We start from the raw sequence: 18,396 nt of genomic DNA, 5'->3' as shown, positions 1-18,396 counted from the left end.
TTTGTTTTTACTATTATTTATTGATGTATAAATATCCTGCTTTTTGATGCGCATTAGATTCATTATCCTTATATTTTAGAATATAATAATATGTTCCTACTGGCAATCCAACTGATTTTTGAACTGTTGTACGTCCTTCTGAGAATCCTCTAAAAGCTCTATCCTCATTATTATATCCATCGCGCTCAAAAACTAATACTCCCCAACGGTTGTATATCTCTACAGTATTATCTGGGTAACACTCTAGACCTTGGATATAGAAACGATCGTTTTCAGAATCTCCATTTGGTGATAGTGCATTAAATACTTTAATTACACATCCTTCTACTGGAGAAACTGTTGGATTATCATCTACTTCACTTAGATTATCTGATTTATCCTCAACTGTAATTCCATTTGCACTTGTTCCAAATACTGTTGCTTGGTTAATTATTTTACCAGCATTGATATCTGATTGTTTAACAACATAAGTACCGATAAAAGAATGTTCGTCTATTTCATTTACCGCTAATGATATCGGCATTCCTAACATAATAAGTCCTGGAAGTTGATCATCAATAATAACATTGAAAAGAGGTGTATTTCCTGTATTTGTAATTTTGAATTTATACGTTATTGTTTCTCCTGCATTAGCATAACCACTTTTGTTTTCATCGTTAAACACTGCTGTTTTAACAACTGCAATTGATGGTACTTCTACAAAGATTGTAACTTTAGCCGTAACACAACTTAATCTATTTATAGCGTCACAAATTTGATATGTAAGTACATAAACTCCTCCTGCTGTGTTTGGTGCTACATCTATAGTTCCGTCTTCATTTAATGTAATTCCTGGTATATTTGTTAAATCTTTCAAAGTAACAATCGCTGGGTTAGTAATTTTAATACCATTCAACATATCATTATCTAATACATTGATTACCTCTAATGATCCATTAATACCATCCGCAAAAATTACATTATCATCTGTTGCGTCAATTACTGCTGCACCTACTACAACTACTGAAGTTACAGTGCTACAGTTTGATGGATTCGTTACTTCACATATTCTGTACTCAACATTATAATTCCCTGCTGGTGTGTTTGGAGCAACTGTTACTGTCCCGTCAGGATTCAATGTCAATCCTGTTGGTACTTTCACTACTGTTAAAATTACGTCTCCTGAGTTTGTTCCGATTACAACAAAAGCTCCATTTAATGTATCGTTAAATGTCAATGATCGTGTAATTCCTCCAGTATTTCCATTAATTGATGGAGTAGTTTCTGTTACTGCATCTATTACTGGTTTACCAACTACTACTATTGAAATAACTTTATCACAGTTTGTCGGATTAGTTACTTCACATATTTCATATTCTACATCGTAATCATCCGCTGGGGTGTTTGGAGCAACTGTTACTGTTCCATCAGGATTCAATGTAAGTCCTGCTGGTACGCTTACCCCAGTTAAAGTTACTTCTCCTGGGTTGCTTCCAATTACAACGTTATTACCATTTAACGTATCATTCGATACTAATGTCACTGTAGTTCCTCCGGTATTTCCATTGATCAATGCTGTAGTTTCTGTTACTGCATCTATTACTGGTTTACCAACTACTACTATTGAAATAACTTTATCACAGTTTGTCGGATTAGTTACTTCACATATTTCATATTCTACATCGTAATCATCCGCTGGGGTGTTTGGAGCAACTGTTACTGTTCCATCAGGATTCAATGTAAGTCCTGCTGGTACGCTTACACCAGTTAAAGTTACTTCTCCTGGGTTGCTTCCAATTACAACGTTATTCCCATTTAACGTATCATTCGATACTAATGTCGCTGTAGTTCCTCCGGTATTTCCATTGATCAATGCTGTAGTTTCTGTTACTGCATCTATTACTGGTTTACCAACTACTACTATTGAAATAACTTTATCACAGTTTGTCGGATTAGTTACTTCACATATTTCATATTCTACATCGTAATCATCCGCTGGGGTGTTTGGAGCAACTGTTACTGTTCCATCAGGATTCAATGTAAGTCCTGCTGGTACGCTTACCCCAGTTAAAGTTACTTCTCCTGGGTTGCTTCCAATTACAACGTTATTCCCATTTAACGTATCATTCGATACTAATGTCGCTGTAGTTCCTCCGGTATTTCCATTGATCAATGCTGTAGTTTCTGTTACTGCATCTATTACTGGTTTACCAACTACTACTATTGAAATAACTTTATCACAGTTTGTCGGATTAGTTACTTCACATATTTCATATTCTACATCGTAATCATCCGCTGGGGTGTTTGGAGCAACTGTTACTGTTCCATCAGGATTCAATGTAAGTCCTGTTGGTACGCTTACCCCAGTTAAAGTTACTTCTCCTGGATTGCTTCCAATTACAACTTGATTCCCATTTAACGTATCATTCGATACTAATGTCACTGTAGTTCCTCCGGTATTTCCATTGATCAATGCTGTAGTTTCTGTTACTGCATCTATTACTGGTTTACCAACTACTACTATTGAAATAACTTTATCACAGTTTGTCGGATTAGTTACTTCACATATTTCATATTCTACATCGTAATCATCCGCTGGGGTGTTTAGAGCAACTGTTACTGTTCCATCAGGATTCAATGTAAGTCCTGTTGGTACGCTTACCCCAGTTAAAGTTACTTCTCCTGGATTGCTTCCAATTACAACTTGATTCCCATTTAACGTATCATTCGATACTAATGTCATTGTAGTTCCTCCGGTATTTCCATTGATCAATGCTGTAGTTTCTGTTACTGCATCTATTACTGGTTTACCAACTACTACTATTGAAATAACTTTATCACAGTTTGTCGGATTAGTTACTTCACATATTTCATATTCTACATCGTAATCATCCGCTGGGGTGTTTGGAGCAACTGTTACTGTTCCATCAGGATTCAATGTAAGTCCTGTTGGTACGCTTACCCCAGTTAAAGTTACTTCTCCTGGATTGCTTCCAATTACAACGTTATTCCCATTTAACGTATCATTCGATACTAATGTCGCTGTAGTTCCTCCGGTATTTCCATTGATCAATGCTGTAGTTTCTGTTACTGCATCTATTACTGGTTTACCAACTACTACTATTGAAATAACTTTATCACAGTTTGTTGGATTAGTTACTTCACATATTTCATATTCTACATCGTAATCATCCGCTGGGGTGTTTGGAGCAACTGTTACTGTTCCATCAGGATTCAATGTAAGTCCTGTTGGTACGCTTACCCCAGTTAAAGTTACTTCTCCTGGATTGCTTCCAATTACAACTTGATTCCCATTTAACGTATCATTCGATACTAATGTCACTGTAGTTCCTCCGGTATTTCCATTGATCAATGCTGTAGTTTCTGTTACTGCATCTATTACTGGTTTACCAACTACTACTATTGAAATAACTTTATCACAGTTTGTCGGATTAGTTACTTCACATATTTCATATTCTACATCGTAATCATCCGCTGGGGTGTTTGGAGCAACTGTTACTGTTCCATCAGGATTCAATGTAAGTCCTGCTGGTACGCTTACCCCAGTTAAAGTTACTTCTCCTGGATTGCTTCCAATTACAACTTGATTCCCATTTAACGTATCATTCGATACTAATGTCACTGTAGTTCCTCCGGTATTTCCATTGATCAATGCTGTAGTTTCTGTTACTGCATCTATTACTGGTTTACCAACTACTACTATTGAAATAACTTTATCACAGTTTGTTGGATTAGTTACTTCACATATTTCATATTCTACATCGTAATCATCCGCTGGGGTGTTTGGAGCAACTGTTACTGTTCCATCAGGATTCAATGTAAGTCCTGTTGGTACGCTTACACCAGTTAAAGTTACTTCTCCTGGGTTGCTTCCAATTACAACGTTATTCCCATTTAACGTATCATTCGATACTAATGTCGCTGTAGTTCCTCCGGTATTTCCATTGATCAATGCTGTAGTTTCTGTTACTGCATCTATTACTGGTTTACCAACTACTACTATTGAAATAACTTTATCACAGTTTGTTGGATTAGTTACTTCACATATTTCATATTCTACATCGTAATCATCCGCTGGGGTGTTTGGAGCAACTGTTACTGTTCCATCAGGATTCAATGTAAGTCCTGTTGGTACGCTTACCCCAGTTAAAGTTACTTCTCCTGGATTGCTTCCAATTACAACGTTATTACCATTTAACGTATCATTCGATACTAATGTCACTGTAGTTCCTCCGGTATTTCCATTGATCAATGCTGTAGTTTCTGTTACTGCATCTATTACTGGTTTACCAACTACTACTATTGAAATAACTTTATCACAGTTTGTCGGATTAGTTACTTCACATATTTCATATTCTACATCGTAATCATCCGCTGGGGTGTTTGGAGCAACTGTTACTGTTCCATCAGGATTCAATGTAAGTCCTGCTGGTACGCTTACACCAGTTAAAGTTACTTCTCCTGGGTTGCTTCCAATTACAACGTTATTCCCATTTAACGTATCATTCGATACTAATGTCGCTGTAGTTCCTCCGGTATTTCCATTGATCAATGCTGTAGTTTCTGTTACTGCATCTATTACTGGTTTACCAACTACTACTATTGAAATAACTTTATCACAGTTTGTCGGATTAGTTACTTCACATATTTCATATTCTACATCGTAATCATCCGCTGGGGTGTTTGGAGCAACTGTTACTGTTCCATCAGGATTCAATGTAAGTCCTGTTGGTACGCTTACCCCAGTTAAAGTTACTTCTCCTGGATTGCTTCCAATTACAACTTGATTCCCATTTAACGTATCATTCGATACTAATGTCACTGTAGTTCCTCCGGTATTTCCATTGATCAATGCTGTAGTTTCTGTTACTGCATCTATTACTGGTTTACCAACTACTACTATTGAAATAACTTTATCACAGTTTGTCGGATTAGTTACTTCACATATTTCATATTCTACATCGTAATCATCCGCTGGGGTGTTTAGAGCAACTGTTACTGTTCCATCAGGATTCAATGTAAGTCCTGTTGGTACGCTTACCCCAGTTAAAGTTACTTCTCCTGGATTGCTTCCAATTACAACTTGATTCCCATTTAACGTATCATTCGATACTAATGTCATTGTAGTTCCTCCGGTATTTCCATTGATCAATGCTGTAGTTTCTGTTACTGCATCTATTACTGGTTTACCAACTACTACTATTGAAATAACTTTATCACAGTTTGTCGGATTAGTTACTTCACATATTTCATATTCTACATCGTAATCATCCGCTGGGGTGTTTGGAGCAACTGTTACTGTTCCATCAGGATTCAATGTAAGTCCTGTTGGTACGCTTACACCAGTTAAAGTTACTTCTCCTGGGTTGCTTCCAATTACAACGTTATTCCCATTTAACGTATCATTCGATACTAATGTCGCTGTAGTTCCTCCGGTATTTCCATTGATCAATGCTGTAGTTTCTGTTACTGCATCTATTACTGGTTTACCAACTACTACTATTGAAATAACTTTATCACAGTTTGTCGGATTAGTTACTTCACATATTTCATATTCTACATCGTAATCATCCGCTGGGGTGTTTGGAGCAACTGTTACTGTTCCATCAGGATTCAATGTAAGTCCTGTTGGTACGCTTACCCCAGTTAAAGTTACTTCTCCTGGATTGCTTCCAATTACAACGTTATTCCCATTTAACGTATCATTCGATACTAATGTCGCTGTAGTTCCTCCGGTATTTCCATTGATCAATGCTGTAGTTTCTGTTACTGCATCTATTACTGGTTTACCAACTACTACTATTGAAATAACTTTATCACAGTTTGTTGGATTAGTTACTTCACATATTTCATATTCTACATCGTAATCATCCGCTGGGGTGTTTGGAGCAACTGTTACTGTTCCATCAGGATTCAATGTAAGTCCTGTTGGTACGCTTACCCCAGTTAAAGTTACTTCTCCTGGATTGCTTCCAATTACAACTTGATTCCCATTTAACGTATCATTCGATACTAATGTCACTGTAGTTCCTCCGGTATTTCCATTGATCAATGCTGTAGTTTCTGTTACTGCATCTATTACTGGTTTACCAACTACTACTATTGAAATAACTTTATCACAGTTTGTTGGATTAGTTACTTCACATATTTCATATTCTACATCGTAATCATCCGCTGGGGTGTTTGGAGCAACTGTTACTGTTCCATCAGGATTCAATGTAAGTCCTGTTGGTACGCTTACACCAGTTAAAGTTACTTCTCCTGGGTTGCTTCCAATTACAACGTTATTCCCATTTAACGTATCATTCGATACTAATGTCGCTGTAGTTCCTCCGGTATTTCCATTGATCAATGCTGTAGTTTCTGTTACTGCATCTATTACTGGTTTACCAACTACTACTATTGAAATAACTTTATCACAGTTTGTTGGATTAGTTACTTCACATATTTCATATTCTACATCGTAATCATCCGCTGGGGTGTTTGGAGCAACTGTTACTGTTCCATCAGGATTCAATGTAAGTCCTGTTGGTACGCTTACCCCAGTTAAAGTTACTTCTCCTGGATTGCTTCCAATTACAACGTTATTACCATTTAACGTATCATTCGATACTAATGTCACTGTAGTTCCTCCGGTATTTCCATTGATCAATGCTGTAGTTTCTGTTACTGCATCTATTACTGGTTTACCAACTACTACTATTGAAATAACTTTATCACAGTTTGTCGGATTAGTTACTTCACATATTTCATATTCTACATCGTAATCATCCGCTGGGGTGTTTGGAGCAACTGTTACTGTTCCATCAGGATTCAATGTAAGTCCTGCTGGTACGCTTACCCCAGTTAAAGTTACTTCTCCTGGGTTGCTTCCAATTACAACGTTATTCCCATTTAACGTATCATTCGATACTAATGTCGCTGTAGTTCCTCCGGTATTTCCATTGATCAATGCTGTAGTTTCTGTTACTGCATCTATTACTGGTTTACCAACTACTACTATTGAAATAACTTTATCACAGTTTGTCGAATTAGTTACTTCACATATTTCATATTCTACATCGTAATCATCCGCTGGGGTGTTTGGAGCAACTGTTACTGTTCCATCAGGATTCAATGTAAGTCCTGTTGGTACGCTTACCCCAGTTAAAGTTACTTCTCCTGGATTGCTTCCAATTACAACTTGATTCCCATTTAACGTATCATTCGATACTAATGTCACTGTAGTTCCTCCGGTATTTCCATTGATCAATGCTGTAGTTTCTGTTACTGCATCTATTACTGGTTTACCAACTACTACTATTGAAATAACTTTATCACAGTTTGTCGGATTAGTTACTTCACATATTTCATATTCTACATCGTAATCATCCGCTGGGGTGTTTGGAGCAACTGTTACTGTTCCATCAGGATTCAATGTAAGTCCTGTTGGTACGCTTACACCAGTTAAAGTTACTTCTCCTGGGTTGCTTCCAATTACAACGTTATTCCCATTTAACGTATCATTCGATACTAATGTCGCTGTAGTTCCTCCGGTATTTCCATTGATCAATGCTGTAGTTTCTGTTACTGCATCTATTACTGGTTTACCAACTACTACTATTGAAATAACTTTATCACAGTTTGTTGGATTAGTTACTTCACATATTTCATATTCTACATCGTAATCATCCGCTGGGGTGTTTGGAGCAACTGTTACTGTTCCATCAGGATTCAATGTAAGTCCTGTTGGTACGCTTACCCCAGTTAAAGTTACTTCTCCTGGATTGCTTCCAATTACAACGTTATTCCCATTTAACGTATCATTCGATACTAATGTCGCTGTAGTTCCTCCGGTATTTCCATTGATCAATGCTGTAGTTTCTGTTACTGCATCTATTACTGGTTTACCAACTACTACTATTGAAATAACTTTATCACAGTTTGTTGGATTAGTTACTTCACATATTTCATATTCTACATCGTAATCATCCGCTGGGGTGTTTGGAGCAACTGTTACTGTTCCATCAGGATTCAATGTAAGTCCTGTTGGTACGCTTACCCCAGTTAAAGTTACTTCTCCTGGATTGCTTCCAATTACAACTTGATTCCCATTTAACGTATCATTCGATACTAATGTCACTGTAGTTCCTCCGGTATTTCCATTGATCAATGCTGTAGTTTCTGTTACTGCATCTATTACTGGTTTACCAACTACTACTATTGAAATAACTTTATCACAGTTTGTCGGATTAGTTACTTCACATATTTCATATTCTACATCGTAATCATCCGCTGGGGTGTTTGGAGCAACTGTTACTGTTCCATCAGGATTCAATGTAAGTCCTGCTGGTACGCTTACCCCAGTTAAAGTTACTTCTCCTGGATTGCTTCCAATTACAACTTGATTCCCATTTAACGTATCATTCGATACTAATGTCACTGTAGTTCCTCCGGTATTTCCATTGATCAATGCTGTAGTTTCTGTTACTGCATCTATTACTGGTTTACCAACTACTACTATTGAAATAACTTTATCACAGTTTGTTGGATTAGTTACTTCACATATTTCATATTCTACATCGTAATCATCCGCTGGGGTGTTTGGAGCAACTGTTACTGTTCCATCAGGATTCAATGTAAGTCCTGTTGGTACGCTTACACCAGTTAAAGTTACTTCTCCTGGGTTGCTTCCAATTACAACGTTATTCCCATTTAACGTATCATTCGATACTAATGTCGCTGTAGTTCCTCCGGTATTTCCATTGATCAATGCTGTAGTTTCTGTTACTGCATCTATTACTGGTTTACCAACTACTACTATTGAAATAACTTTATCACAGTTTGTTGGATTAGTTACTTCACATATTTCATATTCTACATCGTAATCATCCGCTGGGGTGTTTGGAGCAACTGTTACTGTTCCATCAGGATTCAATGTAAGTCCTGTTGGTACGCTTACCCCAGTTAAAGTTACTTCTCCTGGATTGCTTCCAATTACAACTTGATTCCCATTTAACGTATCATTCGATACTAATGTCACTGTAGTTCCTCCGGTATTTCCATTGATCAATGCTGTAGTTTCTGTTACTGCATCTATTACTGGTTTACCAACTACTACTATTGAAATAACTTTATCACAGTTTGTCGGATTAGTTACTTCACATATTTCATATTCTACATCGTAATCATCCGCTGGGGTGTTTGGAGCAACTGTTACTGTTCCATCAGGATTCAATGTAAGTCCTGCTGGTACGCTTACCCCAGTTAAAGTTACTTCTCCTGGGTTGCTTCCAATTACAACGTTATTACCATTTAACGTATCATTCGATACTAATGTCATTGTAGTTCCTCCGGTATTTCCATTGATCAATGCTGTAGTTTCTGTTACTGCATCTATTACTGGTTTACCAACTACTACTATTGAAATAACTTTATCACAGTTTGTCGGATTAGTTACTTCACATATTTCATATTCTACATCGTAATCATCCGCTGGGGTGTTTGGAGCAACTGTTACTGTTCCATCAGGATTCAATGTAAGTCCTGTTGGTACGCTTACCCCAGTTAAAGTTACTTCTCCTGGATTGCTTCCAATTACAACTTGATTCCCATTTAACGTATCATTCGATACTAATGTCACTGTAGTTCCTCCGGTATTTCCATTGATCAATGCTGTAGTTTCTGTTACTGCATCTATTACTGGTTTACCAACTACTACTATTGAAATAACTTTATCACAGTTTGTCGGATTAGTTACTTCACATATTTCATATTCTACATCGTAATCATCCGCTGGGGTGTTTAGAGCAACTGTTACTGTTCCATCAGGATTCAATGTAAGTCCTGTTGGTACGCTTACCCCAGTTAAAGTTACTTCTCCTGGATTGCTTCCAATTACAACTTGATTCCCATTTAACGTATCATTCGATACTAATGTCATTGTAGTTCCTCCGGTATTTCCATTGATCAATGCTGTAGTTTCTGTTACTGCATCTATTACTGGTTTACCAACTACTACTATTGAAATAACTTTATCACAGTTTGTCGGATTAGTTACTTCACATATTTCATATTCTACATCGTAATCATCCGCTGGGGTGTTTAGAGCAACTGTTACTGTTCCATCAGGATTCAATGTAAGTCCTGTTGGTACGCTTACCCCAGTTAAAGTTACTTCTCCTGGATTGCTTCCAATTACAACTTGATTCCCATTTAACGTATCATTCGATACTAATGTCATTGTAGTTCCTCCGGTATTTCCATTGATCAATGCTGTAGTTTCTGTTACTGCATCTATTACTGGTTTACCAACTACTACTATTGAAATAACTTTATCACAGTTTGTCGGATTAGTTACTTCACATATTTCATATTCTACATCGTAATCATCCGCTGGGGTGTTTGGAGCAACTGTTACTGTTCCATCAGGATTCAATGTAAGTCCTGCTGGTACGCTTACCCCAGTTAAAGTTACTTCTCCTGGGTTGCTTCCAATTACAACGTTATTACCATTTAACGTATCATTCGATACTAATGTCGCTGTAGTTCCTCCGGTATTTCCATTGATTGATGGGGCTGTTTCTGTATTTGCACAAATAACATTAGTCATAACAATATCACTCGAACTTCCCGATGAACAACTTCCCAAGGTAGCTATAACCGTATAACTCCCTGACGGTGCGGTTACTATACCTCCGTTTTGAGTTACACCTATTAATGGAGTTACTGTATAGGTATAATTAGCATCATAATTATCAATACTAAAACTTCCTAAAACATTTGCACAAGTAGGAGCTGTCATTACTCTTAATAAAGGTGCTATTGGTGTAGCTAATTGAGCGGCATTACTAAATGATGCTGATGCTAATGATGTACAATTTAAATCTCCTGAGGTAACCGTATAACCTGTTCCAATTATCATTCCACTAATAAGACCTAAGGTATCAACTGTTGGTCCTACTGGATCAAAAGTGTATGTATTACCTCCAACATAATTATCAATCTTACTACTTGATGCTGCTGAACACGTAGCTGCCGTAGTTGTAATTATTGGTTTTACTGGTGTAGCTAATTGAGCGGCATTACTAAATGATGCTGATGCTACTGATGTACAATTTAAATCTCCTGAGGTAACCGTATAACCTGTTCCAATTATCATTCCACTAATAAGACCTAAGGTATCAACTGTTGGTCCTACTGGATCAAAAGTGTATGTATTACCTCCAACATAATTATCTATCTTACTACTTGATGCTGCTGAACACGTAGCTGCCGTAGTTGTAATTAATGGTTTTACTGGTGTAGCTAATTGAGCGGCATTACTAAATGATGCTGATGCTACTGATGTACAATTTAAATCTCCTGAGGTAACTGTATAACCTGTTCCAATTATCATTCCATTGATAAGACCTAAGGTATCAACTGTTGGTCCTACTGGATCAAAAGTGTATGTATTACCTCCAACATAATTATCTATCTTACTACTTGATGCTGCTGAACACGTAGCTGCCGTAGTTGTAATTATTGGTTTTACTGGTGTAGCTAATTGAGCGGCATTACTAAATGATGCTGATGCTACTGATGTACAATTTAAATCTCCTGAGGTAACTGTATAACCTGTTCCAATTATCATTCCATTGATAAGACCTAAGGTATCAACTGTTGGTCCTACTGGATCAAAAGTGTATGTATTACCTCCAACATAATTATCAATCTTACTACTTGATGCTGCTGAACACGTAGCTGCCGTAGTTGTAATTATTGGTTTTACTGGTGTAGCTAATTGAGCGGCATTACTAAATGATGCTGATGCTACTGATGTACAATTTAAATCTCCTGAGGTAACCGTATAACCTGTTCCAATTATCATTCCACTAATAAGACCTAAGGTATCAACTGTTGGTCCTACTGGATCAAAAGTGTATGTATTACCTCCAACATAATTATCTATCTTACTACTTGATGCTGCTGAACACGTAGCTGCCGTAGTTGTAATTATTGGTTTTACTGGTGTAGCTAATTGAGCGGCATTACTAAATGATGCTGATGCTACTGATGTACAATTTAAATCTCCTGAGGTAACTGTATAACCTGTTCCAATTATCATTCCATTGATAAGACCTAAGGTATCAACTGTTGGTCCTACTGGATCAAAAGTGTATGTATTACCTCCAACATAATTATCTATCTTACTACTTGATGCTGCTGAACACGTAGCTGCCGTAGTTGTAATTATTGGTTTTACTGGTGTAGCTAATTGAGCGGCATTACTAAATGATGCTGATGCTACTGATGTACAATTTAAATCTCCTGAGGTAACCGTATAACCTGTTCCAATTATCATTCCACTAATAAGACCTAAGGTATCAACTGTTGGTCCTACTGGATCAAAAGTGTATGTATTACCTCCAACATAATTATCTATCTTACTACTTGATGCTGCTGAACACGTAGCTGCCGTAGTTGTAATTATTGGTTTTACTGGTGTAGCTAATTGAGCGGCATTACTAAATGATGCTGATGCTAATGATGTACAATTTAAATCTCCTGAGGTAACCGTATAACCTGTTCCAATTATCATTCCACTAATAAGACCTAAGGTATCAACTGTTGGTCCTACTGGATCAAAAGTGTATGTATTACCTCCAACATAATTATCTATCTTACTACTTGATGCTGCTGAACACGTAGCTGCCGTAGTTGTAATTATTGGTTTTACTGGTGTAGCTAATTGAGCGGCATTACTAAATGATGCTGATGCTACTGATGTACAATTTAAATCTCCTGAGGTAACTGTATAACCTGTTCCAATTATCATTCCATTGATAAGACCTAAGGTATCAACTGTTGGTCCTACTGGATCAAAAGTGTATGTATTACCTCCAACATAATTATCAATCTTACTACTTGATGCTGCTGAACACGTAGCTGCCGTAGTTGTAATTATTGGTTTTACTGGTGTAGCTAATTGAGCGGCATTACTAAATGATGCTGATGCTACTGATGTACAATTTAAATCTCCTGAGGTAACCGTATAACCTGTTCCAATTATCATTCCACTAATAAGACCTAAGGTATCAACTGTTGGTCCTACTGGATCAAAAGTGTATGTATTACCTCCAACATAATTATCTATCTTACTACTTGATGCTGCTGAACACGTAGCTGCCGTAGTTGTAATTAATGGTTTTACTGGTGTAGCTAATTGAGCGGCATTACTAAATGATGCTGATGCTACTGATGTACAATTTAAATCTCCTGAGGTAACTGTATAACCTGTTCCAATTATCATTCCATTGATAAGACCTAAGGTATCAACTGTTGGTCCTACTGGATCAAAAGTGTATGTATTACCTCCAACATAATTATCAATCTTACTACTTGATGCTGCTGAACACGTAGCTGCCGTAGTTGTAATTATTGGTTTTACTGGTGTAGCTAATTGAGCGGCATTACTAAATGATGCTGATGCTAATGATGTACAATTTAAATCTCCTGAGGTAACCGTATAACCTGTTCCAATTATCATTCCACTAATAAGACCTAAGGTATCAACTGTTGGTCCTACTGGATCAAAAGTGTATGTATTACCTCCAACATAATTATCTATCTTACTACTTGATGCTGCTGAACACGTAGCTGCCGTAGTTGTAATTATTGGTTTTACTGGTGTAGCTAATTGAGCGGCATTACTAAATGATGCTGATGCTACTGATGTACAATTTAAATCTCCTGAGGTAACCGTATAACCTGTTCCAATTATCATTCCACTAATAAGACCTAAGGTATCAACTGTTGGTCCTACTGGATCAAAAGTGTATGTATTACCTCCAACATAATTATCTATCTTACTACTTGATGCTGCTGAACACGTAGCTGCCGTAGTTGTAATTATTGGTTTTACTGGTGTAGCTAATTGAGCGGCATTACTAAATGATGCTGATGCTAATGATGTACAATTTAAATCTCCTGAGGTAACCGTATAACCTGTTCCAATTATCATTCCACTAATAAGACCTAAGGTATCAACTGTTGGTCCTACTGGATCAAAAGTGTATGTATTACCTCCAACATAATTATCTATCTTACTACTTGATGCTGCTGAACACGTAGCTGCCGTAGTTGTAATTATTGGTTTTACTGGTGTAGCTAATTGAGCGGCATTACTAAATGATGCTGATGCTAATGAAGTACATTTTCCATTTCCTGAGCTAACCGTGTAGTTTTTTCCAATTGTCATATTACTTATTAATCCACTATTAGAAACCGCTGGTCCTGTTGGATTAAAAATATAGGTATTACCTGTAACATAATTATCTATTTTACTACTCGATGCTATTGAACACGTAGCTGCCGTAGTTGTAATTATTGGTTGATCTGGTATTGCTGGTTGCGCATTTACAACAATATTTGCTGATGCCAACGACGTACAACCTACGGCATTTGTTTCTTTAAATGTATATGTTGTTCCTGCCACAGCTGTTACTAATCCAGTGCTCGAAATGTTAGAAGCAGCTATTGCTGGTGTAAAAGTATAAGTGCTTGTACTAACGAATCCTGTAATCTGGAAACTTCCTGTTGCTTCAGCACATGTTGGATGTGTTACCACACCTGCAACTGGTCGATCTGGTGTAGCTGGTTGTGCATTAATAACAACATCTGCTGATGCTACTGATGTACAACTTCCAGATTTTGCTGTTACTTTATATCTCCCTGCTGGTGCTGTTATTGTGCTACCCCCTTGAGATATTCCTGTTGATGGGGCTATTGTATAAGTATAAGATGAGTTATAATTGTTGATTGTAAAACTTCCTGTAGCTGTTGCGCAAGTTGGTTGTGTTACTATGTTTGCTGTTGGTTGTGGAATCGACGCACTCACCGTTACCTTTCCTTCTATAGTAACTTCTGTACAAGGTGCTGTATGTCCAACAGTAGTTATTGTATAAGTACCTCCTGTTGTTGGGGTTCCTGAAATAGTTACTGTTTTTGCATTTGGATCTACATCCCATCTTAGTCCTGCTGGTATGTTTGTGACTATAGCATTTGTAGCACTGCCACCAAAAGTATAAACAGTTGTTGGAATCGCTGTTACTGTACAAACTGCAGGATTTTGTGCCCCACTAGTAAATACAATTGTAGAAGCTGTATTTACAACTGCAGCAACTGCAATTCTTGATGCCGTAGTACAACCAGCGGCTGTAGTAGCTCCAACATAATAAGTTGTACTTGTTGATAAATTTGGTATAGTAAAACTCGTTCCTGTTCCTAATGGTGTAACATCTGTCAGATTCGCATACCAATTGATTGTTGCGCCTGATGATGCCGTAGCTTCTAGTGTTACGCTTCCAGCTCCACATATAGAACCTTGTTTAGTAGAATTAATTGTTGGGGAAGCATTTACAGTTGCTACAACAGCAGTTCTATTTGAAGTACAGCCATTATCAGTTACACCAACATAATACGTAGTTGTTGTGGATAAATTTGGTGTGCTAAAACTCGTTCCCGTAGCCAATACTGTAGTGCTTGTTTGATCAGCATACCAATTAATTGTTCCTGCTGATGCCGTAGCCTCCAAAATTACTGTTCCTGCATCGCATCGTGAAGCTGGGGTTATTCTAGTAATAATAGGTACTGCATTAATAACAAAATTAGCTGCAGTTCTACAACTTGTATCATCACAAGCTGCATAATACGTTTTCGTTTGTGGAGCACTAGCCGATGTTAAACCAGAATCTGAAATTTCAAAAGGATTAAATGAAGTCCCGTTAGCACCAACTATTGGTGTCCCACCTGTAGCATTAAGATACCACTTTATATTACCACTTGAACATGATGTAGACGTAGCTGTTAATGAAGCTCCAACGGTATTCCCTTTACAAACGGAAGCACCAGTAGTTCTTGGTGCGTTTGCAACTGCGTTGATAATTATACCATTAGTCGGGAGAGAAATACACCCATCTGCATTTGTTGTAGTAACCACATAAGTATTTGGTGCCAATCCAGAAAAAATACCTGAAGTATTACTTATTGGTGTCGTTACTGGATTTGTCCCTTTAATTGTATAAATGATTCCAGAGCCATTAACAGGAGTATCTACCTTTATTGTTCCTGTTGGTACAGTACAACTTGTTGGTGTAACCGTAGTTGTTGGTGTTGCCGGTAAGGCTAAAATTGTTATATCATCTAGATTAGTACTTGTACCATTAAAATTTGAACCTGGAACATCCCCCTGACCACCTTGATACGTTGTATTTGTTCCGCCAGAATTATTTCTAAATGCTGTTATTTTTCTAGTATCACTACCCGATAAACGTGTTGGATCCAAATACAAGGCCTGTGCATTAGAACTATATACTCCTGCAGCAATAGTCCCTGTTACTTTCCCCACTAAGGTTATTGTAACCACTCCATTTTGTGCAATATTAAATCCTCCAAATAAAGGTCTATTACTTGTAGCTGTATTTACCAAAGCTCCAGAAGGTCCTGATGCTGTACCAACTGAATATGTAGCTGTAGCAGAATCGAATCCTATATTTGCAGGAAAACTAAAATCTAAAAAGACTCCAGCTGCATTTCCAACACCAGTATTTTTTATTTGAATTTCGTAAGAAACCTTTTCATCAATCGAGTTACAAGCTGATGCTGTTGGCAAAGCTTTTACTGTAGTAGTAAGAATAGGAAAACAATCGGAATTGACTTGCAAATATGGAGGTAGCGCATTATTAGCAAAAGCGGCTACAATACCTTTTTCCCCTGCCACAGCACCATGATTAGTACCCCCTGTCCCATTTGTTAAACCTGATGCTCCTCCTAGTACAGAAGTTGTAACATTTGCTACCGCAATGTTATGTCTAATAATTCCACCACCACCACCACCACCAGGTCCGTGTTCATTTTTAGTATCATTTGCTGTATGTCCTCCTCTTCCTCCGTTCGCATTAATTGTAATTATATCTGTAGTAGCTCCAGAGATATTCAAAAGCACTGTCCCTCCTGCACCTGCTCCACCTGCTCCATCGGATGAACTTTGGAAAACACCAGCAGCACCATTACTTCCATTTACTTCAATCGTACCAGGTCCTTTTACAGTCCCTGCATTAATAAGCACAATAGCTCCTCCTACACCACCTTTAACTCCATCTGTGGCATTATTAGCATCTCCGGCACCACCACCTCCACCCATGATAAGTCTAGTTAGCTCCGGATTGGTTGTTGTAAAAGATTTAAAACCAGGCCTTCCTCCTCCAGTATTCTGAATATTCGTTTGCGACCATTGTACTCCACCACCACCTTGCCATCCATAGCCACCTAAACCACCATAACCTCCGTTACCACCACCACCACCACCGGCATTGTGATCATTTCCACCTCCACCTGCATTGGCAGGGGCTCCTCTACCAGCTGATCCTCCTGGCATACCTTCTACTAAATTATCTACTGCATTATATCCATCCCACATATACCTTGGTGTACCTGCAATTCCTTCTCCTTTTCCAGAAATAGTAGTCAGTGAAGCATCACCTACATAAGTAGTTGAATTATTTATACCTGAGTTAGCTATAGGACTATACCCACCTCTAAAACCTCTTGCTGTTCCATCTATAGTGAATCTATTAAAATCGAAAGCCCCAGAAACATTAAAAGCAATAATACCTCCTGCAACACCATTAAAAGGTGGGGTTGTTATAGCTTTTGTTAAAGTTAAATTAGAATATTGAGGCACTCTAACTATTTGAAAAGTTCGCTTTCCTCTATCCGTGGTTGCTGTAGCATTAAAATAACTATTAGAAGTACCTCCATTAGCTGCAGTACCTTTAAACGTTAAATTCCCACCAGTAAGTGGGACATTATTTGTAGCAATAACATATTCAAAAATACCAGTATTCCCAATAGCTGTAAATCCGGTGGCTCCTAAGCCACCAGGCCCAATATTGGAAATTCCAGAACCATACAAATTACTATTAGCATAATTTATTGAAGCATCCTGCATTTGGATAATCAAGACTAAATCTCCTACAGAAATTGGAATTGTACCAAAATTATTTCCATGCCTATCTGTATCAGGTACTTTAGCCAACATTACAGATTGGCCACTTGCATTCAATGTAATATCGCCCGCAATAGGATAATATGTATTTACAGAGCTATTTACTGTAACAGGTCCATCCCCTCCAGGAGTTCCGCAAATTTGTGAGAATAAGTTGGTTGAGAATAAAAAAAATACAATAAAAAATAAGTACTTAAAGAAATTAAGCATTTTAAGAGTACAATTTTGCATAGACAGTTTTCTTAGGGGTAATACTATAGGAATTCGAAAACCAAATAAAGGAATTCGAAAAATTTAAATTAAAAAAAAGGAACCATTGACCTGAAAATCTAAGAACAAGATTTTCTGAAACTTTAAAAAAGTAATAT

1 protein-coding gene is annotated in these 18,396 nt (G+C 37.5%); it reads right to left on the bottom strand.

The window, feature by feature from the left end:
* Window positions 1–13: 13 nt before the first annotated feature.
* Window positions 14–18,259 (bottom strand): gliding motility-associated C-terminal domain-containing protein, encoded by an 18,246-nt coding sequence (locus EAG11_RS20545; protein ID WP_129540824.1) that lies wholly within the window; start codon window positions 18,257–18,259, stop codon window positions 14–16.
* Between the last annotated feature and the right edge of the window lie 137 nt (window positions 18,260–18,396).

This window comes from Flavobacterium sp. 140616W15 (genome assembly GCF_003668995.1).
GTDB lineage: Bacteria > Bacteroidota > Bacteroidia > Flavobacteriales > Flavobacteriaceae > Flavobacterium.
Note: the sequence above shows the minus strand (reverse complement) of the source record. Positions and strands in the feature narration are given on the sequence as shown.